At 68.7% G+C, this 26,612-nt stretch carries 23 protein-coding genes; 14 read left to right on the forward strand and 9 right to left on the reverse strand.

The genetic code is table 11. The features are described 5' to 3' along the window. Positions 1 to 86: 86 nt before the first annotated feature. The gene (locus tag DFS13_RS29210; RefSeq protein WP_006498148.1) at positions 87 to 1,433 is read left to right on the forward strand and encodes an MFS transporter; all 1,347 of its coding nucleotides are present in this window, start codon (positions 87 to 89) and stop codon (positions 1,431 to 1,433) included. 177 nt (positions 1,434 to 1,610) lie between these two features. Here DFS13_RS29210 and DFS13_RS29215 read toward each other — a convergent pair whose 3' ends face one another. Next, on the reverse strand, positions 1,611 to 2,777 hold the full coding sequence (locus DFS13_RS29215) for a pyridoxal phosphate-dependent aminotransferase (protein WP_006483280.1): 1,167 nt from the start codon (positions 2,775 to 2,777) through the stop codon (positions 1,611 to 1,613). Positions 2,778 to 2,831: 54 nt separating this feature from the next. Between DFS13_RS29215 and DFS13_RS29220 the strand changes: the two genes are divergently transcribed. Beyond that, positions 2,832 to 3,482, forward strand: a complete 651-nt coding sequence (locus tag DFS13_RS29220; RefSeq protein ID WP_012493725.1) for a GntR family transcriptional regulator — start codon at positions 2,832 to 2,834, stop codon at positions 3,480 to 3,482. Between the two features lie 164 nt (positions 3,483 to 3,646). Here DFS13_RS29220 and DFS13_RS29225 read toward each other — a convergent pair whose 3' ends face one another. Then, the gene (locus DFS13_RS29225) at positions 3,647 to 4,222 is read right to left on the reverse strand and encodes a DUF308 domain-containing protein (RefSeq protein WP_111442434.1); all 576 of its coding nucleotides are present in this window, start codon (positions 4,220 to 4,222) and stop codon (positions 3,647 to 3,649) included. A gap of 291 nt (positions 4,223 to 4,513) precedes the next feature. Between DFS13_RS29225 and DFS13_RS29230 the strand changes: the two genes are divergently transcribed. Next, complete coding sequence (locus tag DFS13_RS29230) at positions 4,514 to 5,989, forward strand: HD domain-containing phosphohydrolase (RefSeq protein ID WP_111442435.1); 1,476 nt, start codon at positions 4,514 to 4,516, stop codon at positions 5,987 to 5,989. 177 nt (positions 5,990 to 6,166) lie between these two features. On the opposite strand, the gene DFS13_RS29240 is transcribed toward DFS13_RS29230, so the two are convergent. From DFS13_RS29240 to DFS13_RS29270, 7 genes are all read right to left on the reverse strand, one after another. Then, entirely contained in the window at positions 6,167 to 7,648 is a 1,482-nt protein-coding gene (locus DFS13_RS29240; protein ID WP_111442436.1) for an MFS transporter, read from the reverse strand. A gap of 50 nt (positions 7,649 to 7,698) precedes the next feature. Then, positions 7,699 to 8,295 carry a TetR/AcrR family transcriptional regulator gene (locus tag DFS13_RS29245; protein WP_006483275.1) on the reverse strand — a complete coding sequence of 199 codons (597 nt, stop codon included), beginning with the start codon at positions 8,293 to 8,295 and terminating at the stop codon, positions 7,699 to 7,701. A gap of 131 nt (positions 8,296 to 8,426) precedes the next feature. Then, entirely contained in the window at positions 8,427 to 9,899 is a 1,473-nt protein-coding gene (locus DFS13_RS29250; RefSeq protein ID WP_006493468.1) for an NAD-dependent succinate-semialdehyde dehydrogenase, read from the reverse strand. Between the two features lie 110 nt (positions 9,900 to 10,009). Next, positions 10,010 to 10,501, reverse strand: a complete 492-nt coding sequence (locus DFS13_RS29255; RefSeq protein ID WP_034178445.1) for an Lrp/AsnC family transcriptional regulator — start codon at positions 10,499 to 10,501, stop codon at positions 10,010 to 10,012. 85 nt (positions 10,502 to 10,586) lie between these two features. Then, entirely contained in the window at positions 10,587 to 11,987 is a 1,401-nt protein-coding gene (locus DFS13_RS29260; RefSeq protein ID WP_034203509.1) for an aspartate aminotransferase family protein, read from the reverse strand. A gap of 160 nt (positions 11,988 to 12,147) precedes the next feature. Continuing rightward, complete coding sequence (locus tag DFS13_RS29265; protein ID WP_006498158.1) at positions 12,148 to 13,074, reverse strand: glyoxylate/hydroxypyruvate reductase A; 927 nt, start codon at positions 13,072 to 13,074, stop codon at positions 12,148 to 12,150. 12 nt (positions 13,075 to 13,086) lie between these two features. Beyond that, positions 13,087 to 13,947, reverse strand: coding sequence for a GNAT family N-acetyltransferase (locus tag DFS13_RS29270; RefSeq protein ID WP_111442448.1), 861 nt, complete (start codon positions 13,945 to 13,947; stop codon positions 13,087 to 13,089). A gap of 22 nt (positions 13,948 to 13,969) precedes the next feature. On the opposite strand from DFS13_RS29270, the gene DFS13_RS40420 reads away from it, so the two are divergent. The 11 genes from DFS13_RS40420 to DFS13_RS29325 all read left to right on the forward strand — a co-directional run bounded on the left by DFS13_RS40420 (position 13,970) and on the right by DFS13_RS29325 (position 26,608). Further along, positions 13,970 to 14,113, forward strand: coding sequence for a hypothetical protein (locus tag DFS13_RS40420; RefSeq protein ID WP_164531080.1), 144 nt, complete (start codon positions 13,970 to 13,972; stop codon positions 14,111 to 14,113). 238 nt (positions 14,114 to 14,351) lie between these two features. Beyond that, a complete protein-coding gene (locus DFS13_RS29280; protein WP_111442437.1) occupies positions 14,352 to 15,020 on the forward strand; it encodes a haloacid dehalogenase type II in 669 nt (222 codons plus the stop codon). 439 nt (positions 15,021 to 15,459) lie between these two features. Continuing rightward, on the forward strand, positions 15,460 to 17,043 hold the full coding sequence (locus DFS13_RS29285) for an ABC transporter substrate-binding protein (protein ID WP_006482802.1): 1,584 nt from the start codon (positions 15,460 to 15,462) through the stop codon (positions 17,041 to 17,043). A 79-nt stretch (positions 17,044 to 17,122) separates the two neighbouring features. Then, positions 17,123 to 18,076, forward strand: a complete 954-nt coding sequence (locus tag DFS13_RS29290) for an ABC transporter permease (protein WP_006482806.1) — start codon at positions 17,123 to 17,125, stop codon at positions 18,074 to 18,076. Positions 18,077 to 18,106: 30 nt separating this feature from the next. Then, positions 18,107 to 19,066: an ABC transporter permease gene (locus tag DFS13_RS29295; protein ID WP_012493727.1), complete on the forward strand. Its 960-nt coding sequence runs from the start codon at positions 18,107 to 18,109 to the stop codon at positions 19,064 to 19,066. Continuing rightward, the gene (locus tag DFS13_RS29300; RefSeq protein ID WP_060211254.1) at positions 19,066 to 20,934 is read left to right on the forward strand and encodes an ABC transporter ATP-binding protein; all 1,869 of its coding nucleotides are present in this window, start codon (positions 19,066 to 19,068) and stop codon (positions 20,932 to 20,934) included. The genes DFS13_RS29295 and DFS13_RS29300 overlap by 1 nt, the downstream gene beginning before the upstream one ends. 139 nt (positions 20,935 to 21,073) lie before the next feature. Then, entirely contained in the window at positions 21,074 to 22,408 is a 1,335-nt protein-coding gene (locus DFS13_RS29305) for an FAD-binding oxidoreductase (protein WP_111442438.1), read from the forward strand. A 23-nt stretch (positions 22,409 to 22,431) separates the two neighbouring features. Beyond that, complete coding sequence (locus tag DFS13_RS29310; protein ID WP_006481886.1) at positions 22,432 to 22,863, forward strand: helix-turn-helix domain-containing protein; 432 nt, start codon at positions 22,432 to 22,434, stop codon at positions 22,861 to 22,863. A 119-nt stretch (positions 22,864 to 22,982) separates the two neighbouring features. Next, entirely contained in the window at positions 22,983 to 23,717 is a 735-nt protein-coding gene (locus tag DFS13_RS29315) for a cupin domain-containing protein (RefSeq protein WP_111442439.1), read from the forward strand. A gap of 2 nt (positions 23,718 to 23,719) precedes the next feature. Further along, on the forward strand, positions 23,720 to 25,045 hold the full coding sequence (locus tag DFS13_RS29320) for an FAD-binding oxidoreductase (protein WP_058903945.1): 1,326 nt from the start codon (positions 23,720 to 23,722) through the stop codon (positions 25,043 to 25,045). Between the two features lie 93 nt (positions 25,046 to 25,138). Beyond that, the gene (locus DFS13_RS29325) at positions 25,139 to 26,608 is read left to right on the forward strand and encodes an aldehyde dehydrogenase family protein (RefSeq protein WP_111442440.1); all 1,470 of its coding nucleotides are present in this window, start codon (positions 25,139 to 25,141) and stop codon (positions 26,606 to 26,608) included. Positions 26,609 to 26,612: the final 4 nt, after the last annotated feature.

A 26,612-nucleotide genomic window follows, 5' to 3' on the forward strand; every position in this document is an offset into this window, starting at 1 on the left:
TTTTGCCACGGAATGTTATCGGTAACATCGATGCGTCAGAGGACTCGCCGGTACGAAGAAGACCTACACGAACAGGAGACAGACCGATGCCATCCATCACGCAGGCCGCTGCCGCACCGGCCGCGGCCGATTCGTCCGAAGACGCCCTTTACCGCAAGGTCATGCGGCGCATCCTGCCGTTGCTGTTGCTGTGCTACGTCGTGGCCTATCTGGATCGCGTCAACGTCGGCTTCGCGAAGCTGCAGATGCTCGACGACCTGAGCCTGAGCGACAGCGTCTATGCGCTCGGCGCGAGCATTTTCTTCTGGGGCTATTTCCTGTTCGAGATGCCCAGCAACCTGTTGCTGCACCGCTACGGCGCGCGCTTCTGGATCGCGCGGATCATGATCACGTGGGGCATCGTGTCGTCGTCGATGGCGTTCATCGTGCCGCTCGCGCAGTTCTTCCACGTGCAGACCACCACCATGTTCTACACGCTGCGCTTCCTGCTGGGGCTGTGCGAAGCCGGCTTTTTCCCCGGCGTCATCCTGTACATGAACTACTGGTTCCCGGCGCGCCGCCAGAGCGTGGCGATGTCGGGCTTCCTGGTGGCGATCCCGCTGAGCCTGACGCTGGGCAGCGTGGTGTCGGGCTGGCTGATGGAGCAGACGCACGGCCTGTCGGGCATGAGCGGCTGGCAATGGATGCTGCTGCTCGAAGGGCTGCCGTCGATCGTGGTGGCGTTCATCGTGCTGGCCTGCCTCGGCGACGGCCCGCAGTCGGCGAAATGGTTGTCCGCCGACGAAAAGGCGGTGCTGTCGCGCAACCTCGAATCCGAAGCCGCGCACAAGTCGCACAGCATCGGCGCCGCGCTGCGCAGCCCGCGCGTCTGGCTGCTCACCTTCATCCTGCTGACCTTCAATACCGGCTTCTACGGGCTGGCCTTCTGGCTGCCGTCGATCATTCGCGCGTCGGGGGTGCACAGCCCGCTGCACATCGGTGTACTGACGGCCATTCCGTACCTGACGGCGATCTTCGCGATGGTGTGGAACGCGTCGCACTCGCGCAAGACCGGCGAACGCCGCCTGCATGCGGCGATTCCCGCGCTGATCGGCGGCGTCTTTCTGATCCTGAGCGCGGCGTTTGCCCACAACGTGGCGCTGTCGATCGTATTCCTGACCATCGCCACGTGCGGCATCCTCGCGCTGATGCCGATCTACTGGACCTTTCCAGGGCAGATCCTGTCCGGCACGGCCGCGGCGGCCGGCATCGCGCTGATCAACTCGGTGGGGAACCTGTCCGGCTTCACGGGCTCGATGATCACCGGCGTCGCGAAGCAGATGACCGGCGACATCAACAACGGGACCTATGCGCTGGGCGCCTGCCTGCTGATCAGTTGCGTGCTGATCGCGTCGATTCCGCGCGACATCCTGCGGCCGCCGGCGGGGCGGTAGGGCGTTCGCCCGGCGTCAGGTCCGACCGGGGCCGGGGCATCGCGCCGCCCCGGCGCCGGATGGATCGCGTCACGTGGAGTGATCTCGCGTGAGTGTGCTCGACCATCACGGACGGACTTCCGGACACCTCCAACCGGCGACGCGCTGCGCGCGATTCCGCTTTCTCGTGAGCAGCCGTCAGGCGCCGTCCAGTGCGAAGCGCACCTTGTCCCCGAGCGTGCGCAACCGCTCGACCGGTTCGTTCGCGAACACGAAACGGATATACGCGTCGCCGTGGGCAACGCCCCATCCGGCCATGGCCGTCGCGCATACGCCGTGGCGCAGCAATCGCTCCGACATCTGCGACCCGGTCAGGCCGAAATCGGACACGCGCAGCAGCATCGACCAGCCGCCCGCCGGCATGCCGAACGGGAGCCCCGACAGTTGGGCGGCGACCGTATCCCGCCGCCTCTCGAGTTCGCTCACGTAGCCAGGCAGATCGGATGCGGAATGGTCGAGCGCGACCGCCGCGGCCTCCTGCGCAATGCCGACCGGCACCACGACATTGGCGAGCGACACGGCCACGAGATCCGGAATCAGCCATTGCGGCGCGACGATCCAGCCGACCCGCCAGCCGATCATGCGCAGCTCTTTCGACGCCGCGCCGACCGTGACCGTACGCTCCGCCATGCCGGGCAGGCCGGCGGGATGGATGACCGTGCGTCCATCGAAGAGCAGCCGTTCCATCGCGCTGTCGAGGATCAGCAGCAGATCGTTCTGCACGCACAGGCTCGCGATCAGTTGCCAGTCGGACGCATCGAAGAAGCCGCCCGAAGGCATCGACGGAGACATCAGCAGCATGGCCCGCGTCTGCGGACCGATCGCTGCCCGCAGCGCGGCCTGGTCCAGCTTCCATTCGCCGCCCGGCGTGAAGACGAACGGTACTTGCCGGGGTACGCCGCCCGCAAGGCGGACGCGGTTCAGCAGACCTGCGTAGGTCGGATCGGTGACGATGACTTCGTCGCCGGTCTCGACGGTGGCGAGCAGCGTGTTCAGAATGCCGGAGAGTCCGCCCGCCGACACCACCACCTGGTCGGCCGTGAAGCGCTGCCCCGACAGCGCCGACACGTGGGCGGCAGCGCTCGCGCGTAGCCGATCCTGACCGACGAATGGCAAATAGGAGTTGGCCGAGTCTCGCTGGATGGCCTCTCGGGTGACGGCGAGCGCCTCCGAGGTGGGCGGGATGTCGGTATCGAGATTTTCGAGTCGCAAAAGGTCGACGTCGGCATGATCGGCGATCGAACCCATGCGATCGACGCCGATGCCGGCGATGTGCTGCAGGCGCACAGGACGGTGGTGGCGCATCGGAGCCTCCGATTTTGTTACAATTTAATAGATAATATATGCATGGTGGTCGGGATGAACTTTGAAGTCAAGGACGATCGCTCGCTGGCCGATCGGATCGCCGTCGCATTGGCGGACCGCATCATCTCCGGCGTCATCGCGCCGGGAGAGTGGCTGCGTCAGGACCACATCGCGGCAGAGTTCGGCGCGAGCCATGTGCCGGTACGCGAGGCGTTCCGACGGCTGGAAGCGCAGGGGCTGGCCGTGGTGGAGCCGCGACGCGGCGTGCGGGCGGCGCCGCTCGAGCCGGCGGACGTGCTCGAAATGGCCAAGATGCGCGCTGCTTTCGAGGCGCTGGCGCTGCGCGAGGCAATGCCCGCGCTCGACGCACGTGCGCTGGAGGAACTCGATGCGATCCTCGATCAGGAGTCGGCAGCGCACGGCATAGCCGTGCTCGGCACGCTGAACCTGAGGTTTCATCGCGCATTGACCGCGCGGTGCGGGATGCCGCGGCTCATCGACGCAATCGGCGACATGCATCGGGCCAGCTCACGGCATCTGTACGCGACGTGGCAGCAACTTGACTGGCAGGATCGCTCGAACGACGAGCATCGAAACATCGTTCGCGCGATACGCGATGGTGACGTGGACGCAGCGTGCGCGGCTTTGTCCGCGCACGTTCTGGCGGCGGGAGATGCGCTGGCTCAGGCGTTGCGTAGGCGGTAAGGACACGGGTCAAACCGGCGTCGACGACCGGTCCGAAAAGCCGGTTCCGGGAATGGCTGGCGTCTTCTCCGGGCGACCTCAGCCAAACGCGTCGGAAGGCATTCGTTGACTGCAAGCACGGCGATGGCGACCCGCAGTGCGACATCTTCACTCTGACCGACGACTCACGACACGCTGCGCCGCATCCCCCGCACCTGCAGCCAAATGGCGGATATCAGGAAATAAAGCGCACCGACTCCCGCGTAGCCCGCGATCTTGACGATCGCGGGTGGCATCGGCGCATGGTTTTGGACAATGAAGAATAGCCCGGCCAACGCCGATTGCGTTCCGCTCAGGATCATCACCCACTGTGCGCCGGCATGCTTCCAGCGCCGCACGGCGGTGCCGAGCTGCAGCGCGCCGGAGACCATCGCCCAGACGCCGAACACCGCAAGTACCGCGGACAGGCCCGCATTCAACGCCGGAAATACGGCCAGTGTCGTGACGGCGCTGATCGCGACGTTGACCGCCTGCGTGCGGTTTGCCGCCATCCCGCCGCTGCGGGACAGGTCGACGAAATTGGCGAGCGCATCCCAGGCCGGATAAACGACCAGCAGCACCGCCGCGCCGGCTGCGCTGTGCCGGCCGACGGAAAACGCCAGCGCGACCCAGATCAGCGAGAACACCGCGCGGGAAAAGTAGTACCGTTTCAGCCAGTGTTCGTCGGCAGGGGGACGGAATTCGGGGTAGCGGCCAATCATTTGCATTCCTTCGTATATTGAATCGTCGTTCCGGCCGGCATGCAGGGCGTCCGCCATGCGGATTCGGATGCGGCGCCGACCGGATCTCCAGTGCGCCGAGTATCGCAATCGCCGGGGCCGGCCGCCATCGGTCAGATGTCCGATGGCCCATTCCACCGGCGGCAGGCTCTGGTCCAGGCGAACATCGCATCGGGGCGGCCCGCGGCGCGGCGCCGACGCGCATGCTCGTGCATGCCGCGACGCCGTCGCGTATGATCGTTTTCCCGCTCCCGCGAATGTCTCCACCGCCCGATGTCCGACGCCGAAGCCCGTCACGCCCCGCTGCGCATCGTCGACGCCGTACGCGCGCTGGCCTTCATCGGCGATCTCAGCATGGGCCAGCCGACCGACCATTCGCCACGCACGAGTTGGTTGGCGGCGCAGCTCGCGCACGCGGCGCGATTCGATGCAGCGGTGTGCGATACGGCCCGCGAGGTGGCGCTGTTGCGCTGGTCGGGCTGCACCGCGAATGCGGCGGGTTTCGCGCAGGTATTCGGCGACGACGTCGCGATCCGCGCCGCGATGCTCGAGAGCCGGCCCGGCATGGCCGAAGCGATCGGCGGCGCGGGCGTCGCGATGATCCCGCTCGCGCAGATTCATTGCGAAGTGTCGGGCGAGGTCGCGCGAATACTCGGTCTGTCCAACGCGACGGAAACCGCGCTGCGGCACATTTTCGAAAGCTGGGACGGCAACGGGCTGCCTGCGCGGCTCGCGCGGGAACAGGTGCCGGCCGCCGTATCGATCGTCGCGCTTGCGGGCGACCTCGACGTGTTCAGCCGCACCTACGGCATCGAACGGGCGCTCCAATTGATCGGCCAACGCGCGGGGGCGCGCTATCCGGCCGTGCTCGTCGAGACGGCCGAGCGTGACGCACCGCGCTGGCTGGCGGCGCTCGAGCACATGGCGCCCGCCGAGCTGGACGCCGCATTGGCCACGCCGGACATGCAGGGCGCGACGTCCGCCGAATTGATCGCGGACGTCATCGATCTGAAACTGCCGTGGATGACGGGCTTCTCGCGTTCGGTCGCCGCGACGGCGGCCGCGTGTTACGGCCGTCTCTCGCCGGACGAGGCCGCGCGCGAACGCGTGTACCGCGCCGGCCTGATTCACGGCATCGGCCGGGCCGCGGTACCGAACGACGTGTGGAACTTGCCGACGCGGCTGCCTGCGAGCGCCTGGGAAAAGGTGCGACTCGTGCCTTACTGGACCGAGCGCGCCGGCAGGCAGACCGGCGCGCTCGGCGAAGCCGCGGTGCTCGCGTCGTATGCCTACGAGCGGCAGGACGGCTCGGGTTATTTTCGCGGCGCGCGCGATGCGGCACTGTCGCTGGAAGCGCGCGTGCTCGCGGCGTCGCTGGCGTGGGTCGCGTTGCGCTCGGCGCGTCCGTGGCGCGCGGCGCTGAGCGATGCGGCCGCCGCCGACCAGTTGCAGGAAGAAGCGGCCTGCGGCCGGCTATGCGGCGACGTGGTGGCCGCGCTCGTGACGGGCGGAGCGCCTGTGCCCCGGCGCATCGCGCCGCGCGCGTCGGGCGCTGGACCGCGCCTGTCCGCGCGGGAAATCGACGTCCTGCGGGCGATCTCCCGCGGCGCGAGCAACAAGCAGGTCGCGCAGGCGCTCGCGATGAGTCCGAGCACGGTGCGCACCCACGTCGAGAAGGCATTCCGCAAGCTCGAATGTTCGACACGCGCCGCGGCGACCCTCAAGGCGTCGGCGCTGGGGTTGCTCTGACGCCATCCACGACGCGGATTCGCTTGCGTGCGCGCGCGGATGCGTGAGAACACCTGCGTGATGTGCCGATCGGGTTCGATATCGGTGAGCGCATCGATATCGGCCATGACATCTGCCGTCTTCGCGGCAGCGAACGCGGCGTCCAGCGCCGCGCTGTTTACAGGCGACGACGGGCGATTACGGCCGTTTGCGTTCAGGGCCGAAGCCCGGACGGACGGCGGCCCGCATCGACGGGTGCGCGGCGGGTGCGCGGGCGAGCGAGATGCCCAGCGCGGCGCCGATGGCGAGGAACAGCGAGATCGACAGGAGTGCGACGATGAACGCGTGCGCGATGGCCGCCGGGTCCTGGCGCGTGCCGAGCGTCGTATAGAAAATGCCGCCGATGATCGCCACGCTGAGCGACGTGCTGACCTGCAGCGTCGAGCTGGCGATGCCGGCGATCATGCCGGACAGCGCCGGTGCGACGCGCCCCGTCACCATGCGCATCAGCGTCGGCAGCGCGAGCCCTTGTCCGAACCCGATGACGAAGAGCGCGGCGGCGAGCGGCACGGCAGCGAGCGGCATCCCGACCGGCGTGGCATCGATCAACCCCGCGAGGCCGACGAGCCCGACGATCTCCAGCCCCATGCCGAACGGATTGACGTAAGCGCCGATGACACGTGTGCAGAACGGCGTCGACAACGGGCCGAGCAGGAACCCGACGCCGAACGGCAAGAACACGAGGCCCGCGCTCAGCGCGTCGACGTGCAACGCATTCTGCAGATACACCGAGAACAGCAGGAAGAACGCGCCGATCGAGTACAGCAGCAGCGCGATCAGCAACGCGCGGCCCAGCCCCGGTGCGCGCAGCGCGGCCGGATCGAGCAGCGGTGCGCCGCCGCGGCGGCCGAGCCGGCGCTCGTAGCGCCAGAAGAACGCGGCGAGGGCGGGCACCGCGAACAGCGACGCCCATGCCCATACCGGCCAGCCTGCTTCGCGCCCCTCGATCAGCGGCACGATCAGCGCGCCCAGCGTCAGCATCGACAGCGCGGTGCCGCCGAAGTCGAGCTTGCGCGCATGCTGCGCCCGCGTTTCCTTCAACAGCGGAATCCCGAACAGGACGACCAGCATCGCCAGCGGCAGGTTGACGAGGAAGATCGTGCGCCAGCCCAGGTTCAACAGATTCAACGAGATCAGGATCCCGCCCAACGCCTGCCCGACCACGGCCGCGAGGCCGAATACCGCGCCGTACAAGCTGAGCGCGAGCGGCTTTTCCGATTCCGGAAAAATCGCCTGGATCGACGCGAGCGCCTGCGGCGCCATGATCGCGGCCGTCACGCCCTGCAACGCGCGGCCGACGATGAGCGTCCACGGCGAACTCGCGAGGCCGCACAGCGTCGAGGCGATCGCAAAGCCGATCAACCCGAGGAAAAACACGCGGCCGCGGCCGAACAGGTCGCCCAATCGCCCGCCGGTGATCAGCGTCACCGCGTACAGGCCCGCATACGATGAAATGACGAGTTGCTCGGCCGACGACGAGGCGCCCAGTTCCGCGCGGATCGACGGCAGCGCGACATTGACGATGAAGAAATCCAGCGGCGGCAGGAACGCGCCGACGAGCAGGACCGAAAACATCGCCCAGCGACGCGGGTCGGGTGAAACGGGGTCATTCCGTGACATGGGCGGCTCTCCATACGGAACCAATCGGTTCCAAATTGGGTAAAAAAATATCAGTCGAGAATGCGCATCGTGCGATCGACCAACGCGAGCACGTCGGGCTCGGACATACCGGTTTTGCCCAGCACGCGCATGCCCTCGATCTGGCAGACGAGCAAACGCGCCAGCACCTGTTCGTCCTGCTCGGCGATCTCGCCGCTCGCCTGGCCGCGGACGATCGCACCGGCATAGAGCTGCTGCAGCCGCCGGAACATGCGCCCGGTGCGTTCCGCGACATCCGCGTCGCGCGCGGCCAGTTCGGTGGTCATCGCGACCGCGAGACATCCGCGCCGGCCCGCGTCGCCAACGGACAGGCGCGCATAGCGCAGCAGCGAATCGCGAATCGCATCCTTCACGGCACCGGGTTGCGACAGGATGTCGGCGGTCGCCTTGAGCCCGTCGGCCATGTACAGGTCGAGCGCCGCCAGCAGCAGCGCCTTCTTGTCGCCGAACGCCTTGTAGAGACTGCCGCGCGACAAGCCGGTGCCGGCGATCAGGTCGGGCAGGGACGCGCCTTCATAGCCGCGATCCCAGAAAACGTCCATCGCGTCGCGCGCGGCGTCGCCCAGTTCGAATTCGCGGGGACGGCCCACGCCAGCCGGATTTGCCATTGATCGGTTTCGCCATCGATGCGGTGCCAAAGTTGGATGCATTATATGGACCGATCGGTTCCGATGTCAACGCGCGCAGCTTGACGGAACACGGCGACGGCCATCGTCGCGGACGGCGCGGGTTCATCCGCTCAGTCGAGCCCGCCCTGGCACAGGTACTTGATGGACAGGTAATCGTCGAGGCCGTAGCGCGAGCCTTCGCGGCCGTAGCCCGATTCCTTCACGCCGCCGAACGGCGCGGCCTCGCTCGCGAGCGCGCCTTCGTTGATGCCGACGATGCCCGTTTCGAGCCGCGCCGACACGCGCGCGATGCGCCGCACGTCCTGCGTGTAGAAATAGGCGGCGAGCCCGAACGGCGTGTCGTTCGCGGCGGCGACCGCTTCGTCCTCGGACGCGAAGCGAAACAGCGCGGCGATCGGGCCGAAGGTTTCCTCGCAGGTGAGCTGCATGTCGGCGGTCGCGTCGACGAGCACCGTCGGCGCGTAATAGTTCGCACCGAGCTCGGTCAGGCGCTTGCCGCCCGTGAGCACGCGCGCGCCGCGTTCGATCGCATCGCCGACGTGGCGTGCGATCTTGTCGACCGCGCGCGCGTTGATCATCGGGCCGATCTGCGCGGCCGGGTCGGTCGCCGGCGCGACCTTCAGCGCGGCGACGCGCGCGGCGAGCTTCGCGGCGAACGCGTCGTAGACACCGGCCTGCACGTACACGCGATTCGGCGACACGCAGGTCTGCCCGCCGTTGCGGAACTTGGCGGCCATCAGCCCGTCGACCGCGGCATCGAGCTCGGCGTCGTCGAACACGATGAACGGCGCATTGCCGCCGAGCTCCAGCGACAATTTCTTCAACGTCGCCGCCGATTCGCGCGCGAGCAGCTTGCCGACCGGCGTCGAGCCGGTGAACGTGATCTTGCGCACGCGGCCGTCGGCGAGCCAGTCGGCCGCCGCGTCGACGCCGCGCTCGCGCGACGCGGCGATCAGGTTCAGCACGCCGGCCGGCACGCCGGCTTCCTGCGCGAGCAACGCGAGCGCGAGCGCGGTCAGCGGCGTGTCCTCCGCCGGCTTCGCGACCACCGTGCAGCCGGCCGCGAGGGCCGGCGCGATCTTGCGCGCGATCATCGCGAGCGGGAAATTCCACGGCGTGATCGCGGCGACGATGCCGATCGGCTCCTTCACCGCGCTCAAGCGCTTGCCGCGCTGCTGCTGCGGGATCAGGTCGCCGTACGTGCGCGTCGCTTCCTCCGCGAACCACAGCACGTACGACGCACCGTACGCAACTTCGCCACGCGCCTCGGCCAGCGGCTTGCCCTGTTCGCGCGACATCAGCTTCGCGAGATCGTCGGTGTGCGCGACGATCGCCGCATGCCAGGCACGCAGGATCGCGGCGCGTTCGCGCGCGGGCGTCGCACGCCACGCGGGCAGCGCGCGGGCTGCCGCGTCGGTCGCCGCGCGTGCGTCGGCGGCGCCGCTGTCGGGTACGTGGGCAACGGTTTCGAGCGTGGCGGGATCGGTGACGGCGAAGCGGCGGCCGTCGAGCGCATCGCGCCAGTTGCCGTCGATCAGGTTGGCGGTGCGAACGAGTTCGGTGCGGGACAGCGTAAGCGGCATGACAGATCCTTGAATGAGGCGGTTCGGTGACGCTGGTTGAGCGGTGTGGGCGCGCGGCTACCCCGCGCGGACAGCAGGCTGCCGCGTTCGGGGGGGACGCACGCCGCGTGTCAGTGACGTTCGCCGAACAGCGATTCGAGCGGGTAGTGCCGTTTGACGAACGGCGACTTGATGATCACGTAACTGAAATACTTCTCGATGCCGATGTTCTGCTCGAGCAGCCCTTCGACGATCGTCTGGTAATGGCTCACGCTGCGCGTGATGAACTTCAGCAGATAGTCGTAGCCGCCGCTCGCGAGGTGGCATTCGACGATCTCGTCGACGGTGCGGATCGCCGCGACGAAGCGGTCGAAATCCTCGCGCCGATGATCGGCCAGCGTGACCTCGGTAAATACGACCTGCACGTCGCCGAGTTTCTCGAGCTGGATGTGCGCGCCGTAGCCGCCGATGTAGCCGGCCTTCTCGAGCCGCTTCACGCGGATCAGGCACGGACTGGGCGACAGCCCGACCGCATCGGCCAGCTCGACGTTGGTCATGCGGCCGCGCTTTTGCAACTGGGAGAGGATGCGCAGGTCGATGCGATCCAGCTTGCTGTCCGTCATGTTCACGTGAAAGAGCAAAAATGGAATGTCCGGTTACTTTAGAGACGAACGATGACCGCTACAAGCCCGGCTTTCCCTTGGCCCGTCAGGCCGGTTGCGCATGCGCGGCGTCGAGCGCGCGCTGCACGCCGGAATCCGCCAGCACGTCGTCGAGCGTCTTGCGCACGCGTTCGAACATCAGGTCGAACTCGCCGGCAGTGAAGCTCAGCGCCGGCGCAAAGCCGAGCACGCCGTCGCCGAACGCGCGGAACACCACGCCGTTCGCGTAGGCGGCGGCCGCGATCCGGTCCGGCACGTTCAGCGCCGGGTCGAAGCGCGTCTTGCGTGCCTTGTCGGCGACCAGTTCGAGCGCGCCGAGCAGGCCGACCGAGCGCGCGTCGCCAACGAGCGGATGCGCGCGCAGCGCGTCGAGTCCCGCGGCGAAGCGCGGCGCCAGCGCCTGGCCGTTCGCGAGCAGCCCGCCTTCGTGATAGAGCTTCAGCACTTCGAGGCCGATCGCCGCGCTCACCGGATGCGCGGAATACGTATAGCCGTGGCCGACCGCGGGCGAATCAGCGCGGTGGCCCGCGATCCCTTCGTAGATTTCATCGGACATCAGCACCGCGCCCATCGGCGCATAGCCGGCGGTCAGCCCCTTCGCGACGGTCATCAGGTCCGGATCGACCTGTTCGGCCTCGCACGCGAACAGCGGGCCGGTGCGGCCGAAGCCGGTGATCACCTCGTCCGCGACGAACAGGATGCCGAGGCGCCGGCACGCGTCGCGCATCGCCTTCAGCCAGCCGGCCGGCGGCACGATCACGCCGCCGGAACCCTGCACCGGCTCGCAGAAGAACGCGGCGACATTGTCCGCGCCCAGTTCGGCGACCTTCGCTTCGAGCGCGGCGACCGACGCGGCGATCAGCGCCTGTGGATCGTCGCCGAGCGGATGGCGGTACGGGTAGGGCGACGGAATATGGTGCTGGTCCGCACGCGGCAGGTCGAAATGACGGTGAAACGCCGGCAGCGCGGTGAGGCCGGCACCGATCGACGACGAGCCGTGATAACCGCGCTCCAGCGCGATCATCTGCTTTTTCGACGGACGGCCGGTCGCGTTGTAATAGTGCGTGATGAAGCGCACGGCGGAGTCGATCGCGTCCGAGCCGCCGAGCGTGAAGTACACACGGTTCAGCGACGGCGGCGCGAGCGCGGCGAGCCGTTCGGCGAGCTCGATCGCCGGCTGCGAGCCGAAATGGAAATAGCCGGTCGCGTAGGGCAGCTTGGCCAGCTGGTCGGCGGCGGCTTTCACGATGCTGTCGCGGCCGTAGCCGACGTTGACGCACCACAGGCCCGAGAACGCGTCGAGCAGCGTATGGCCCGCGGCATCGCGCAGGAACACGCCGTCCGCGGATTCCAGCACGGTGACGCCGCGCGCCTCGTGCGCACGGTAGTTGACGACGGGGTGGATCAGGTGTTGACGATCGGCTTCGATCAGCGCGGCTTGGTTCATGGGAAGGCGGGACTCTCGTCAGGTGTCAGCGGTGAGTTCATGCTAACGGGCAAGCCATCCGCATGCGCCTTCAATTTGCGGTCCGAAACGTATGCGCGCGGCGTTTGCACCGGGCGCTTCGGCATTTTCTGCTGCGCGCCCCGCAGGCCGGGCCCGCACGTCAGTAGCCGCGTGCGCGATCGACGACGCCGATCATCGGTTGTCCCGCGCGATGGCGCGCGAGATTCGCGAGCACCGCGTCGACCGCGGTGTCGGGTCGCGTCGCGCTGGCGATGTGCGGCGTGATGCGAATGCGCGGATGCGTCCAGAACGGATGGCCGGCCGGCAACGGTTCGGGGTCCGTCACGTCCAGGATCGCGCTGTCGAGCCGGCCGCTCGCGAGCGCCGCGAGCAGCGCGGGCGCATCGAGCTGCGGGCCGCGCCCGACCTGCACCAGCGACGCGCCGGCCGGCAGCGCGTCGAACACGCGCGCGCCGAGCAGGCCGCGCGTGCCGTCGGTGAGCGGCAGCAGGCAGATCAGGATGTCGGTACGGGCGAGGAACGCGTCGAGCGCGGCATCGCCTGCATGACAGTCGACGCCGTCGAGCGTGCGCGGCGTGCGGCTCCAGCCCGCGCACGGGAAACCGAAGCGCCGCAGCGTGTCGAGCACGGCCTGGCCGAGCGTGCCGAGCCCGAGCACGCCGATGCGTCGCGACGCGGCCGCGCGCACGGGGCGCTCGCGCCACACCTGGTCGCGCTGCTGCGCCGCGTAGTCGAACAGGTCGCGATGGATCGTCAGCACGGCCTGCGTCACGTATTCGACCATTCCTTCGACGATACCCGGCTCGATCATCCGCACGACGGGGATGTGCGGCGGCACGCGCGACAGGTCGAACTGATCGATGCCGGCGCCGACCGAGAACACGACTTCGAGGTTCGGCAACAGCGCGACTGGATCGTCCGGCGGCTGCCATGCGGCGAGATAGCGGACGGCGTCGGCGTCGCCGAGGTCCGGCCAGATCCGGAACGGCAGGTCGGGCGCGCGTTGCGCGAAGCGCGCCGCCCACTGCGCGCCGCGCACCGGGTCGGCCTTGTAGAGAAAACTCATCGTGCGCCCCGCTCAGCCGAGCGCCTGGTTCACGATCGCGAACGCGCGCAGCGCCGAGTCGCGTGGCGGCGTCGTGCCGCGCGCCATCGCGACGACCGTATCGACGCGCGGCAACCCGAGCCCCTGCAGCCAGTCCGACAGCCCGCTGTCGCCCGGCACGTCGAGCCGCACGAACATGCCCTCGTGCAGCGCGAGCCAATGGCTGATCAGCGCTTGCGCGCGCAGCGCATCCGGCGCGATCACCGGGCCGATCACGTGGCCGCGGCCGAACCGGCGGAACAGCGCGAAACCGAGCAGCTCGCCGTCGCGGTCGAGCGCGATCCCGTTCGCGACGTCGAGCAGCGCATCGATCACCGCACCGCGTTCGTAGCCGGCCGCGCGCGACGCGAGCGCGGCGAGCCGCGGGCCGTCGTTGGTGCCGAGCGGGCGCAGGCGCTCGCCGGGCGGCAGCGAGATCAGCGGCGGCTGGAACGCGGCGCCCTGGTGCTGATCGATCGTATCGATGACGTCGAAGCCGAACTTCGCGTACAGCGGCTCGCCGGCCGGCGTCGCATGCAGAAATACGGTCCGCGTGCCGAAGCTGTCGACCACGCGGGTGAGCAGTTCGCGGCCGATGCCGCAGCCCTGGCGCTCGGGCGACACGATGACCATGCCGAGCGACGCGTGCGATTCGCCGAAGCGCCAGCCGAGCGCGGTGCCGACGATGCCGGTTTCGTCCTCGGCGACGAAGCCGCTGCCGAGCTGGAATACGAAGCGCCAGTCGTCGAGCCGGTGCGGCCACTTGACTGCTTCGGACAGTCGATGGGCGGCGGGCAGGTCGGCTTCGGTGAACGGGCGATAGATGAGCGTGCGGGAAGGATTGAGGTCGGACACGCCGGACTCCGGATGGGTGGAAATGACCTGTTCACTCTGCCAGCGCGGCGGCGGCACGGATAGGACGATTCGCCTGTTTTCCGGCGGCGGCCCGGCGCGCGGGATCGATGCCGATCCGCTCGGCCGGCACGAACGCATCCGCCCGTCGTGCCGACGCGTCACATGAACTCGATCGTTCCTGCCGCGAGCGTGCCGCTACGACCAAAGCGCGGTATCGCGGCCGTTCGCGGCGGGCTGCGGCGGCCGGGCGCCGCATATCGTGCTGCCCGCGCCGCGCAACACGCGACGATTCTGCGTTTCGGACGGCGCCAAACGACGCGCGCGGGGCTTTTTGCCCTGATTCAATTTCGTACAACCCAGCCCGTCCCCGGCCCGCCGGGGCTTCACACCGACAGGACGTCATCATGATCCAGTTTGAACCGAAGTACATCACCTTCGACTGTTACGGCACGCTGACCCATTTCCGGATGGCCGAGACGGCGCGCGAAATCTATGCGGACCGGTTGTCGCCGGCCGCGATGGAGGCATTCGTGCGCGCGTTCGCCGCTTATCGGCTCGACGAGGTGCTCGGTGCGTGGAAGCCGTATCGCGATGTCGTCGTCAGCGCGATCCGCCGCACCTGCGCGCGGGTCGGCGTGACGTTCGACGAAGCCGAGGCCGAGCTGTTCTATCGTGCGGTGCCGACCTGGGGCCCGCATCCGGACGTGCCGGCCGGGCTGTCACGGCTGGCGACGAAGTACAAGCTCGTGATCCTGTCGAACGCGATGGACGAGCAGATCATGAGCAACGTCGACAAGCTCGGCGCACCGTTCCACGCGGTGTTCACCGCGCAGCAGGCGCAATCGTACAAGCCGCGGATGCAGGGCTTCGAATACATGTTCGACAAGCTCGGCTGCAAGCCCGAGGACGTGCTGCACGTGTCGTCGAGCCTGCGCTACGACCTGATGACGGCCGAGGATCTGGGAATCAGGCACAAGGCCTTCGTGAATCGCGGCCACGAGCCGGGCACGCCGTTCTACAACTATTACGAAGTGTCGGACATCGGCCAGCTCGCGACGCAGCTCGGGCTGTAAGCGACGCGTTTCCCCGGTGCGGTGCCGCGCACGCCTGGTGCCGCCCGTCGCGATCCCGGGAGAAACACGCGCAATGCGGCAGGCGGCCGGTGTCGCCACGTCGCCACGTCGCGCGAGCCTGCACGCATTCGCGTCGCGCCCGCGGGATCAACGCGTCGATGCCGGCGAACAATCCTCTGAACTTTCACTTACGCGCCGGCATGCGGCCGGCACCCGCCGACGGTCCCCGGCGCACGCAGCAAATCATGCTGCGCAGGCTACCCAAAACGGTCGATTCGTATCGTGAGGGCGGCCCGAATCGGGACAACCGGCATTTTGGCGATGCTTAAATGAATTGCATGTGCACGGCGTCGCGCCCGCCACCAGCAAGCGGGCGCGGCGGGATCGAACAACCACGCTGGACCCTATGACCCACTTTACACAGTCAGGAGCAGTTCGGATGAGCGACGATATCGACAATGGCGGCAAGGGCGGCTTCACGCGCCGCGACATGATGCGGGTCATGGCGGCGAGCGGCATGATGGCCGTCGGCGGCGGCGGATTGCTGACGAGCGCGCAGTCGGCATTCGCCGCGCCCGCGCCGAAGCGCGGCGGCAAGATCCGGGTCGCGAACGAATCCAGCTCGACCGCCGATACGCTCGACCCGGCCAAGGGCTCGACGGGCGCGGACTACATCCGCTTCTTCATGTTCTACAGCGGCCTCACGCAGCTCGACGGGAGCCTCACGCCGCAGATGAATCTCGCCGAGTCGCTGCACACGACCGATGCGAAGACCTGGATCATCAAGCTGCGCAAGGGCGTCACGTTCCACGACGGCAAACCCGTTGGCCCGGCCGACGTGGTGTTCTCGCTGATGCGCCACAAGAACGCGGCCACCGCGTCGAAGGTCAAGCCGCTCGCCGATCAGTTCGCGGACGCGAAGGCGAGCGGCCCGGACGAGGTCACGCTCACGCTCGCCAGCGCGAACGCCGATCTGCCGGTCATCCTCGCGACGCCGCAACTCGTGATCGTCAAGGACGGCACGACCGATTTCGCGACCGGCATCGGCTGCGGCCCGTACAAGCTCAAGTCGTTCAAGCCGGGCGTGTCGACCGTCGGCGTGCGCAACGACAGCTACTTCAAGCCGGGCATGCCGTATCTCGACGAGATCGAACTGATCGGCATCAGCGACAGCGCCGCGCGCCTGAACGCGCTGCTGTCGGGCGACGTGCACCTGATCAACGCGATCGACCCGCGCTCGACGCAACGGGTCGCGTCGACGCCCGGCTATGCGCTGAAGGAAACCAAGTCGGGGCTCTATACCGACCTGATCATGCGCAGCGAAAGCCCGATCACCGCGAATCCCGATTTCGTCGAGGGGATGAAGTACCTGTTCGATCGCGAACAGATCCGCTCGGCGGTATTTCGCGGCTATGCGGTGATCGGCAACGACCAGCCGATTCCGCCGGGGCATCGCTACTTCAACGCGTCGCTGCCGCAGCGGCCGCACGATCCGGACAAGGCGAAATTCCTGTTCCAGAAGGCCGGCGCGCTCGGCACGGCGCTGCCGCCGATCTATGCGACGTCCGATGCGAACGGGTCGATCGAAATGGCCGTGCTGCTGCAGCAGGCCGGCCAGAAGATCGGGCTGAACCTGCAGGTCAACCGCGTGTCGCCCGACGGCTACTGGTCGAACCACTGGATGAAGCATCCGCTCGGCTTCGGCAACATCAACCCGCGCTCGAGCGCCGACGTGCTGTTCACGCAGTTCTTCAAGTCGGACGCCGCGTGGAACGAGTCGGGCTGGAAGAACGCGAAGTTCGATCAGCTGCTGCTCGCCGCGCGCTCGGAGACCGACGATGCGAAGCGCAAGCAGATGTACGGCGAGATGCAGACGCTCGTCGCGCAGCAGGGCCGGGTCGGCATTCCGGCGTTCATCAGCTTCCTCGACGGCTACGACAAGCGGCTCGCGGGCCTCGGGTCGATCCCGACCGGCGGGATGATGGGCTTCATGTTCGCCGAGTATGTGTGGTGGAACGCCTGACGTCGATACGTGACGCCGCCGCGCGGCCGCAGCGGGCCACCGCCCCGGTCGCGCGGGATCTTTCCCGGAGTGCCGTTTCATGAATCGAATCCTGCTTGGGCTGATCGGCCGACGCATCGCGGTCACCGCGCTGACGCTGCTGATCGTGTCCGCGATCATCTTCACGATCACGAACCTGCTGCCGGGCGACGCCGCGCAGGCCGCGCTGGGTCAGTCGGCGACGCCGGAGACGGTCGCCGCGCTGCGTCAGCAGTTCGGGCTCGACATGCCGGCGCACGTGCGTTACGTGCACTGGCTCGGCGGGCTGCTGCACGGCGATTTCGGCCGTTCGCTGTCCGGCGACATGCCGGTGTCGGAGCTGATCGGCGGGCGCCTGCCGAAGTCGCTCGCGCTCGCGGCGATCACGACCGCCGTGTCGGTGCCGATCGCGCTGCTGCTCGGCATCCTCGCCGCGGTCAAACGCGAGTCGGTGGTCGACCGCGTGATCAGCCTCGGCACGCTGTCGCTCGTCGCGACGCCGGAGTTCCTGATCGCGACGGTCGCCGTGCTCGTGTTCGCGGTGAAGCTGCGCTGGTTGTCCGCGCTGTCGTACAGCGGCCCGATCGACAGCCTGCACGATTTCCTGCGGGCGTATGCGATGCCGGTGCTGACGCTGTGCGCGGTCGTGATCGCGCAGATGGCGCGGATGACGCGCGCCGCGGTGATCGAGCAGCTGAGCGCGTCGTACGTCGAGATGGCGATGCTCAAGGGCGCGAGCCCCGCGCGCGTCGTGCTGCGCCACGCGCTGCCGAACGCGATCGGTCCGATCGCCAACGCGATCGCGCTGAGCCTGTCGTATCTGCTCGGCGGCGTGATCGTCGTCGAGACGATCTTCAACTATCCGGGCCTCGCGAGCCTGATGGTCGATGCCGTCGGCAACCGCGATTTCCCGTTGGTCCAGGCATGCACGCTGATTTTCTGCGTCGCGTACCTGATGCTCGTGCTGTTCGCCGATCTGTGCTCGATCGTGTCGAACCCGCGACTGCGGACCTGAGTGTCCCGTTCTTCTTCCGAGATGCCGCCCATGCACCCGACCGAACCCGTTCATCGCAGCAGCGCGCTGCCGCCGTCAGGCGAACCGCGCGCGCCGTGGGGAGGCGCGACGCCGCCCGCCGCGCCGTCCCCCGACCAGCCCCGCAAGCGCCGCGGCGCACGCATCAGACTGACGACCGGCGGCCGCGTCGGCCTGTCGATGGTCGGCCTGATGCTGTTCATCGCGGTGTTCGCGCCGCTGCTCGCGCCGCACGACGTCGGCGCGATCGTCACGCCGGATGTATTCGCGCCGTTCGGTGCGAAGCTGCCGTTCGGTTCCGACTTCCTCGGCCGCGACATGCTGAGCCGCATCCTGTACGGCACGCGGCTGACCGTGCTGCTCGCGCTGGCCGCCGTGCTGCTCGCCGCGCTGACCGGCACGACGCTCGGGCTGCTCGCGACCGTGTCGGGCCGCGCGGTCGACGAGACGATGAGCCGGCTGCTCGACGCGCTCACGTCGATTCCGTCGAAGATGTTCGCGCTGATGTTCGTCGCCGCGTTCGGTTCGTCGCTGCCGCTGCTGGTGCTCACCGCCGCGGTCAGCTACATGCCGGGCTCGTACCGGATCGCGCGCGCGCTGGCCGTCAACATCAGCACGCTCGAATTCGTGCAGGTGGCAAAGGCGCGCGGCGAGAGCGCGCTGTACATCGCGTGCGTCGAGATGCTGCCGAACATGATCCACCCGATGCTGGCGGATACCGGGCTGCGCTTCACGTTCGTCGTGCTGCTGCTGAGCGGCCTCAGCTTTCTCGGCCTCGGCGTGCAGCCGCCGTATGCGGACCTCGGCTCGCTTGTGCGCGAGAACATCGCGAGCCTCGGCGACGGCTCGGCCGTCGCGATCATGCCCGCGGTCGCGATCGCGATCCTGACGGTGGGCGTCAACCTGTTGATCGACGGTCTGCCGCATCGCGGCCGCCGCAAGGGCGCGGCCGGCGCCGCCGGAGGACACTGATGCGACACGAATCGAACCCGCTCGTCGAGGTGCGCGGGCTGCGCGTGGTCGGCGGCCGGCCGGGCGGCGAGGAAACGACGATCGTCCACGGCGTCGACTTCGACATCGGACGCGGCGAGGTGCTCGCGCTGATCGGCGAATCGGGCTCCGGCAAGACGACGATCGCGTTGTCGCTGATGGGCCATGCGCGCGCCGGCTGCCGGATCGCCGGCGGCTCGGTGAAGCTCGACGGCTCCGACGTGTGCACGCTTTCCGCCGCGGAGGTGACCGCGCTGCGCGGCCGCAAGGTCGCGTATATCGCGCAGAGCGCCGCCGCCGCGTTCAATCCGTCGCGCACGATTCTCGACCAGGTGATCGAGAGCGCACTGATCCACAAGACGATGACGAAGCGCGACGCGCAGGCGAAGGCGATCGAGCTGTTTCGCGCGCTCGCGCTGCCGGAGCCGGAGACGATCGGCAAGCGCTATCCGCACCAGGTCTCGGGCGGGCAGTTGCAGCGGCTGATGGCCGCGATGGCGCTGATCACCGATCCGGAACTGGTGATCCTCGACGAGCCGACCACCGCGCTCGACGTGACCACGCAGATCGACGTGCTGCAGGCGTTCAAGCGCGTGATCCGGCGCTACGGGATGAGCGCGGTGTACGTGTCGCACGACCTGGCCGTGGTCGCGCAGATGGCCGACCGGATCGTCGTGCTGAGCGACGGCGTGATCCGCGAGGCGGGTGCGACCGAACAGATCCTGCATGCGCCGACGCATCCGTACACGCAGAGCCTGATCGCGGCGGTCACGCCGAACGATGCCGAACGTGGCGGGGAAGTGCAACGACCGGCCGCGCCGGCGCCGCTGCTCGACGTGCGCGGCGCGATCGCCGGTTACGGCGGCCGCGCGGCGAACGGCTGGCCCGCGAAGGTGATCCTGCATGAAGTCGACCTGCGCATCGGGCGCGGGCAGACCGTCGGCGTGATCGGCGAATCCGGTTCCGGCAAGACGACGCTCGCGAAGGTGATCGCGGGCCTCGTGCCGGCGACCGGCGGCGAGATCCTGCTCGACGGCGTGCCGCTCGCGCGCGATATCGGCAAGCGCACGAAGGAGCAGCATCGCCGCGTGCAGATCGTGTTCCAGAACGCCGATACCGCGCTCAATCCGGTGCATACCGTCGAGCGCACGCTCGCGCGGCCGCTCGCGTTCTATCACGGAATCAAGGGCGCGCGTGCGCGGCAGCGCGTCGCGGAACTGCTCGAACTCGTGCGGCTGCCGCCGGCGGTGGCCGCGCGGCGTACCGGCGAATTGTCCGGCGGGCAGAAGCAGCGCGTGAATCTCGCGCGGGCGCTCGCCGCCGAACCCGACCTGATCCTGTGCGACGAGGTCACGTCGGCGCTCGACACCGTGGTCGGCGCCGCGATCATCGAACTGCTGCGCGACCTGCAGGCGAAGCTCGGCGTGTCGTACGTGTTCATCACGCACGACATCGCGAAGGTGCGCGCGATCAGCGACGACATCGTCGTGCTGTATGCGGGCCGGCGCGTGGAGACGGGCAGTCGCGACGCGCTGTGCGCGCCGCCTTATCACCCGTATTCGCATCTGCTGGTGTCGTCCGCGCCGGAATTGCGCGCGGGCTGGCTCGACGATGCGGCCGAGCGCTGCCACCGGCCGCTGGTGCCGATCGGCGAGCGCGAGCACGAGGCCGAGCTGTGTCCGTTCCTGTCGCGCTGCGCGATGCGCGTGGACGGCGTGTGCAACCGCACGGCCCCGTCGCTGCGCACGCTCGGGAACGGCGCGCAGGTGCTGTGCCATCGCAGCGAGGAGGATCTCGCGCGCTTTCAGGCGGAGCCGGCGCCCGCGGGTGTCACGCCGGTGCAGCTGTAGTCCGTGGCGCGCGAACCGTGCGTCGCGCGGCGCGGTGAACGGCCCGCCGCATAGTCTGCTGCGGCGGTCGCGCAAAACGGCGATTTGTACGCGTGCCGCGCGCGAATACGCGGCAACTGCGGTTTTTGACGGTGATTAAATGATTCGCATTGAACGATCGCCGATCGTCGTTGCGGGAATGCTCGAGAAGAATCCGATGAAACTGGAATCGTACTGGCTGGATACCCGTCCCGCGTTTCGCGCGGGCAGCGTCGGGCCCGTCGAAGGGCGGGCCGACGTGGTCGTCATCGGTGGCGGTTTCACCGGCTTGTCGGCGGCGCTCGCGCTCGCGCAGCGCGGCGTCTCGGTGGTCGTGCTCGAAGCCGCGCAGGTCGCGGGCGAAGCGTCCGGCCGCAACGGCGGTCAGTGCAATACGGGCGTCGCGCAGGACTACGCGTCGCTGGCCGCGCGCATCGGCGCCGCGCAGGCGAAGCAGTTTTATCTCGCGTACGAAAGCGCGGTGAAGAGCGTCGAGACGATCGTCACCGAACAGGCGATCGACTGCGATTTCCGGCGAACGGGCAAGCTGAAGCTCGCCGCGAAACCGCAGCATTTCGCGGGGCTCGAAAAGACCTTCAATGCGTTGCGGCGCGACGTCGATCCGGACATCGAGCTGATCGAGCCGTCGCGGATCCGCGATGAAATCGCGTCCGACGGCTTTTACGGCGGGCTCCTGCAGCGCAACGGCGCGCAGATGCACATGGGCAAGTTCGGCGTCGGGCTCGCGCAAGCGGCCGCGCGGGCCGGCGCACGCGTGTACGAGCAAGCGGCCGTCACACGGCTCGACCGGCTGGACGGCGAGCGCCACCGGATCACCTGCACGCGCGGCACGATCGTCGCCGATCGCGTGCTGGTCGCGACCGGCGCGTCGCAGCACGGGCCGTTCGCATGGTTCCGGCGACGCATCGCGCCGGTCGGCAGCTTCATCGTCGTGACCGAGCCGCTGCCCGACGCGCAGTTGAACCGGCTGTTTCCGCAGCGCCGTGCGTACGTGACGTCGCGCCAGATCGGCAACTATTTTCGCGTGACGCCCGACAACCGGCTGCTGTTCGGTGGCCGCGCGCGTTTCGCGATGTCGAGCCCGCGCTCCGACGCGAAGAGCGGCGACATCCTGCGCGCCGGCATGGCCGGCTATTTCCCCGAGCTGGCCGGCGTGCGGCTCGACTATTGCTGGGGCGGGCTGGTCGACATCACCGCCGACCGGCTGCCGCGCGCGGGCCAGCACGACGGGCTCTATTACTCGATGGGCTACAGCGGGCACGGCGTGCAGATGTCGGTGCACATGGGCCGCGTGATGGCCGACGTGCTGTATGGCGCGGCCGCGTCGAACCCGTGGCGCGCACTCGACTGGCCGGCGATACCCGGCCATTTCGGGCACGCGTGGTTCCTGCCGCTCGTCGGCGCGTATTACCGGATGCAGGATTTCCTGCATTGAAGCGAGCGCCGGGAGAATTCGACATGACAGTGCAATTCGTGGGCTCGCCGCGTGTCGCGCGGCCCGTGTCGCCGGCGATCGGCGACGTGCTGCGCACGATCGACGCGTCGTTCGCGCAGCCGCTGAACCTCGACACGCTCGCGGCGGTGGCCGGGTTGAGCGTGTCGCGTTTCACCGCGCGCTTTCGCAGCGAAACCGGTCTGTCGCCGCACCGGTATCTGTGTCTCGTGCGAGTGCGGCGGGCGCAGGACCTGCTGCGCGCGGGTCTCGCGCCGTCGATCGTCGCGACCGACGTCGGCTTCTTCGATCAGAGCCACCTGTGCCGGCATTTCCGGCGCGTGCTCGGGATCACGCCGCGCGACTACGTGGTCGCCCGAACGGCCGGCGCGCCGGTGCGAGCGCCATCGACGCGCGTGCGCGGCGAACGCCGCGAAGCGTCGTGTCACGCGGCATAGGCGCACGCATGGACGACATGCGCCGCCGAGGCGTTCCGGCAGGAGCGCCGGCGAACGACGATTTCCGATATCGCGTGACGGCTTCGAACCAGGTCGCCACGCATTGCACAGGAGCAGAAATGACCGCAGTTTTCGTGTTGCACCGGGCCGACGGCGCACCGTCTTCCACCGCCTTCCGCCAGCAGGGGTTCGGCGCGAGCGATCCGTTCGCGGCGCATCGCGAGATTGCGTGGGAAGGCCCCGACGCGATGGCCGCCGGGCGCATCGCCTTCGTGGGCGCGCTGGACGTGGCGAGCTTTCCGCACGTCGAAACCCTCGTCGTCGTCGAAGGCGAGTTGACGCTCGAAGCGGCCGGCGCCGCGCCGCTGGTGCTCAGTCCGCGACAGGGTGCCGTCATCGGCTGCGGCACCGCGTTGCGCATCGCCGCGCAAGCGCCCGTGCGGCTGACGTTCTGCGCGGCGGCGTGCGAGACACCGACGAAGCAAGGTCTCTTCGCGCTGTACGCCGACGCGGACTTCAAGCCGTCCGCGACGCTGCCGGCCGAGGTGCTGCTCGGCCCCGCGCCGCAATGCCGCAGCGACAACGTGTTCACCGACGACGCAGCCGGGTACTGCGCGGGCACGTGGGATTCGACGCCGTATCACCGGATCGTCCGGCCGCATCGCGCCAACGAGTTCATGTTCCTGCTGGACGGCGGCGTACGGTTCGCCGCGCCCGACGGCAGCGTGCTGGCGCTCGGCGCCGGCGATGCGCTGTTCGTGCCGCGCGGCGCGTCGATCGGGTGGGAAAGCAGCGAACGCGTCGCGAAGTTCTACGTGATGCAGACCGTCAACGCCCCCGTCGAGCGAGACTGAACATGTCCCCTCCGTTGCGTCATATCGAAACCTTGTCCACGCCGCCGGCCGCGGCCGACGTCGTCGTGATCGGCGGCGGCATCATCGGCGTCTTCACCGCCTACTATCTGGCCCGCCGCGGCGTATCGGTCGCGCTCGTCGAGAAGGGCCGCATCGGCGCCGAACAGTCGAGCCGCAACTGGGGCTGGTGCCGGCAGCAGAACCGCGACGCGCGCGAGTTGCCGATGGCCAGCAAGAGCATCGATCTGTGGGAACGATTCGCCGCCGAATCCGGCGAAGACACGGGCTTTCATCGCTGCGGGTTGCTGTATCTGAGCAATGACGACGCCGAGCTGTCCCGCTGGGCCAGCTGGGGCGAATTCGCGAAGACCGCGGGCGTGACCACGTATATGCTCGACAGCAAGCAGGCCGCCGAGCGTGGACGGGCGACCGGGCGGCAGTGGAAGGGCGGCGTGTTCTCGCCGACCGACGGCACGGCCGACCCCGGAAAGGCCGCGCCGGCCGTGGCCGCCGCGCTGATCAAGCTGGGCGGCAGCGTCCACCAGCACTGCGCGGCGCGCGGCATCGAGCTGGAGGGCGGCCGAGTCGCCGGCGTCGTCACCGAGGCCGGCGTCATCAAGACGCGCACGGTCGTGATGGCCGGCGGCGCATGGGCGTCGTCGTTCTGCCGGCAGCTCGGCATCCGGTTTCCGCAGGCGTCGATCCGTCAGTCGATCCTGAGCGTGTCACCCGTCGAAACACCGCTGCCGGAAGCGATGTACACATCCGGCGTGTCCGTGACGCGACGCAGCGACGGACGCTATGCATTGGCGATCAGCGGCCGCGCGCGCGTGGACCTGACGCCGCAGTTCCTGCGCTTCGCGCCGCAATTCGTGCCGATGTTCGCGAAGCGCTGGCGCAACCTGCTGCCGGGCGGTCTCGAAGGCGTGCGCGGCGGCCACGAAACGCTGAAGCGCTGGCGCCTCGACGCGCCGACGCCGATGGAGGCGGTGCGCATCCTGGATCCGAAGCCCGACATGCCGACGGTCGCCGAAACTTACCGCCGCGCGGCCGAACTGTTGCCCGAGCTGCGCGGAGCGAAGATCACGCACGCGTGGGCCGGCTTCGTCGACAGCACGCCGGACGGCGTGCCGGGCATCGGCGAAGTGCCGGGCGTGCCGGGGCTGATCCTCGCGGCCGGGTTTTCGGGGCACGGCTTCGGGATCGGCCCGGGCGCCGGGCACCTGATCGCGGATCTCGCGACCGGTGCGCAACCGCTCGTCGATCCGGCGCCGTATCGGCCCAGCCGGTTCGCCGAATCCGCGTGGGGCAAGGTGGCGGATTTCTAGCGGGCGGCCGCGACGCGTTCCGGCCGCTGCTTCGGCCCATCACGGCTTTCGCCGTGCGTCGACGCACGGTATCGACTCAAGGATATTCCTGCCATGCATTTCCCCGTCAATTCCCCGGTTCATCGCCTGATGCAAGCCGGAAGGCTGGATCGGTTCTTCATCGACGGCGACTGGGTCATGCCCGACGGCCGTGACCGGTTCGCAGTCGTCAGCCCGTCCACGGAAGACACGCTGTGCGAGATCCCGCTCGGGAACGCACATGACGCCGATCGCGCGGTGCGGGCCGCGCGCCACGCGTTCGAACGCTGGTCCGCGACTTCACCCCAGGAACGCGCCGCGCGGCTCGACCGCATCCATGCGTTGATGCTGGAACGCGCCGAGTTGTTCGCCACGGCACTCGCGCTGGAGATGGGTGCGCCGCTCGGCTATGCGCGCGGCGCGCACGTGCCGCTCGCGGCCGAACATATCCGGGTCGCACGCGACAACCTCGCGCGCTACCCGTTCGTCGAGCGGCGCGGGACGACCGCGGTCGCCCGCGAGCCGATCGGCGTGTGCGCGCTGATCACGCCGTGGAACTGGCCGATCTACCAGATCACCGCGAAGGTCGGCCCGGCGCTCGCAGCCGGCTGCACGGTCGTGCTCAAGCCGAGCGAGCTGTCGCCGCTCAGCGCGCTGCTGTTCGCGGAAGTGATTGCCGATGCGGGCGTGCCCGCCGGTGTCTTCAATCTCGTGAGCGGCAGCGGCGAAACCGTGGGGGCCGCGCTTGCGTCGCACCCGGAGGTCGACATGGTGTCGATCACCGGATCGACGCGGGCCGGCGTGCTGGTGGCGCAGGCGGCCGCCACCACCGTCAAGCGCGTCGCGCAGGAGCTGGGCGGCAAGTCGCCGAATATCGTGTTGCCGGATGCGGACCTGTCGCGCGCGATCCCGCCCGGCGTGGCCGCCGCGTTCCGCAACATGGGGCAGTCGTGCAGCGCGCCGACCCGCATGATCGTGCCGCGCGCCGTGCTCGGCGCGGTGGAGGCGCTGGCCGTCGCGGCGATGCAGGGACTCGTCGTCGGCGATCCGTTCGACGACGCAACCACGCACGGGCCGCTGGCCAATCGCGCGCAGTTCGGCCGCGTTGCACAGATGATCGACGTGGGCATCGACGAACGCGCGAAACTGATCGCCGGCGGCCCCGGCCGACCCGCGGGGCTCGACCGCGGCTTTTATGCGCAGCCGACGATTTTCTCCGACGTGCGCACCGACATGGCGATCGCGCAGCAGGAGATCTTCGGCCCGGTGCTCGCGATCCTGCCTTACGACACCGTCGACGAAGCGGTCGCCATCGCGAACGACACGGTCTACGGGCTGGGCGCGCATGTGCAAGGCACCGACAAGGAACACGTCCGCGCGGTGGCCGCCCGCATCCGGGCGGGGCAGGTGCATCTGAACTACCCGGCCTGGGATCCGCAGGCGCCGTTCGGCGGGTACAAGCAGTCGGGCAACGGCCGCGAGTACGGGATCGAAGGGATGGAGGAATACATGGAGATCAAGTCGATCGTCGGCTGTTACGACTGACCCA

The sequence above is a fragment of the Burkholderia sp. 28_3 genome, assembly GCF_003253915.1.
Lineage (GTDB): Bacteria > Pseudomonadota > Gammaproteobacteria > Burkholderiales > Burkholderiaceae > Burkholderia > Burkholderia cenocepacia.

Coding starts and splice junctions, on each gene's coding strand:
- DFS13_RS29210 (WP_006498148.1), top strand. CDS start 87: ATGCCATCCATCACGCAGGCCGCTGCCGCACCGGCCGCGGCCGATTCG.
- DFS13_RS29215 (WP_006483280.1), bottom strand. CDS start 2,777: ATGCGCCACCACCGTCCTGTGCGCCTGCAGCACATCGCCGGCATCGGC.
- DFS13_RS29220 (WP_012493725.1), top strand. CDS start 2,832: ATGAACTTTGAAGTCAAGGACGATCGCTCGCTGGCCGATCGGATCGCC.
- DFS13_RS29225 (WP_111442434.1), bottom strand. CDS start 4,222: ATGATTGGCCGCTACCCCGAATTCCGTCCCCCTGCCGACGAACACTGG.
- DFS13_RS29230 (WP_111442435.1), top strand. CDS start 4,514: ATGTCCGACGCCGAAGCCCGTCACGCCCCGCTGCGCATCGTCGACGCC.
- DFS13_RS29240 (WP_111442436.1), bottom strand. CDS start 7,648: ATGTCACGGAATGACCCCGTTTCACCCGACCCGCGTCGCTGGGCGATG.
- DFS13_RS29245 (WP_006483275.1), bottom strand. CDS start 8,295: ATGGCAAATCCGGCTGGCGTGGGCCGTCCCCGCGAATTCGAACTGGGC.
- DFS13_RS29250 (WP_006493468.1), bottom strand. CDS start 9,899: ATGCCGCTTACGCTGTCCCGCACCGAACTCGTTCGCACCGCCAACCTG.
- DFS13_RS29255 (WP_034178445.1), bottom strand. CDS start 10,501: ATGACGGACAGCAAGCTGGATCGCATCGACCTGCGCATCCTCTCCCAG.
- DFS13_RS29260 (WP_034203509.1), bottom strand. CDS start 11,987: ATGAACCAAGCCGCGCTGATCGAAGCCGATCGTCAACACCTGATCCAC.
- DFS13_RS29265 (WP_006498158.1), bottom strand. CDS start 13,074: ATGAGTTTTCTCTACAAGGCCGACCCGGTGCGCGGCGCGCAGTGGGCG.
- DFS13_RS40420 (WP_164531080.1), top strand. CDS start 13,970: ATGACCTGTTCACTCTGCCAGCGCGGCGGCGGCACGGATAGGACGATT.
- DFS13_RS29280 (WP_111442437.1), top strand. CDS start 14,352: ATGATCCAGTTTGAACCGAAGTACATCACCTTCGACTGTTACGGCACG.
- DFS13_RS29285 (WP_006482802.1), top strand. CDS start 15,460: ATGAGCGACGATATCGACAATGGCGGCAAGGGCGGCTTCACGCGCCGC.
- DFS13_RS29290 (WP_006482806.1), top strand. CDS start 17,123: ATGAATCGAATCCTGCTTGGGCTGATCGGCCGACGCATCGCGGTCACC.
- DFS13_RS29295 (WP_012493727.1), top strand. CDS start 18,107: ATGCACCCGACCGAACCCGTTCATCGCAGCAGCGCGCTGCCGCCGTCA.
- DFS13_RS29300 (WP_060211254.1), top strand. CDS start 19,066: ATGCGACACGAATCGAACCCGCTCGTCGAGGTGCGCGGGCTGCGCGTG.
- DFS13_RS29305 (WP_111442438.1), top strand. CDS start 21,074: ATGATTCGCATTGAACGATCGCCGATCGTCGTTGCGGGAATGCTCGAG.
- DFS13_RS29310 (WP_006481886.1), top strand. CDS start 22,432: ATGACAGTGCAATTCGTGGGCTCGCCGCGTGTCGCGCGGCCCGTGTCG.
- DFS13_RS29315 (WP_111442439.1), top strand. CDS start 22,983: ATGACCGCAGTTTTCGTGTTGCACCGGGCCGACGGCGCACCGTCTTCC.
- DFS13_RS29320 (WP_058903945.1), top strand. CDS start 23,720: ATGTCCCCTCCGTTGCGTCATATCGAAACCTTGTCCACGCCGCCGGCC.
- DFS13_RS29325 (WP_111442440.1), top strand. CDS start 25,139: ATGCATTTCCCCGTCAATTCCCCGGTTCATCGCCTGATGCAAGCCGGA.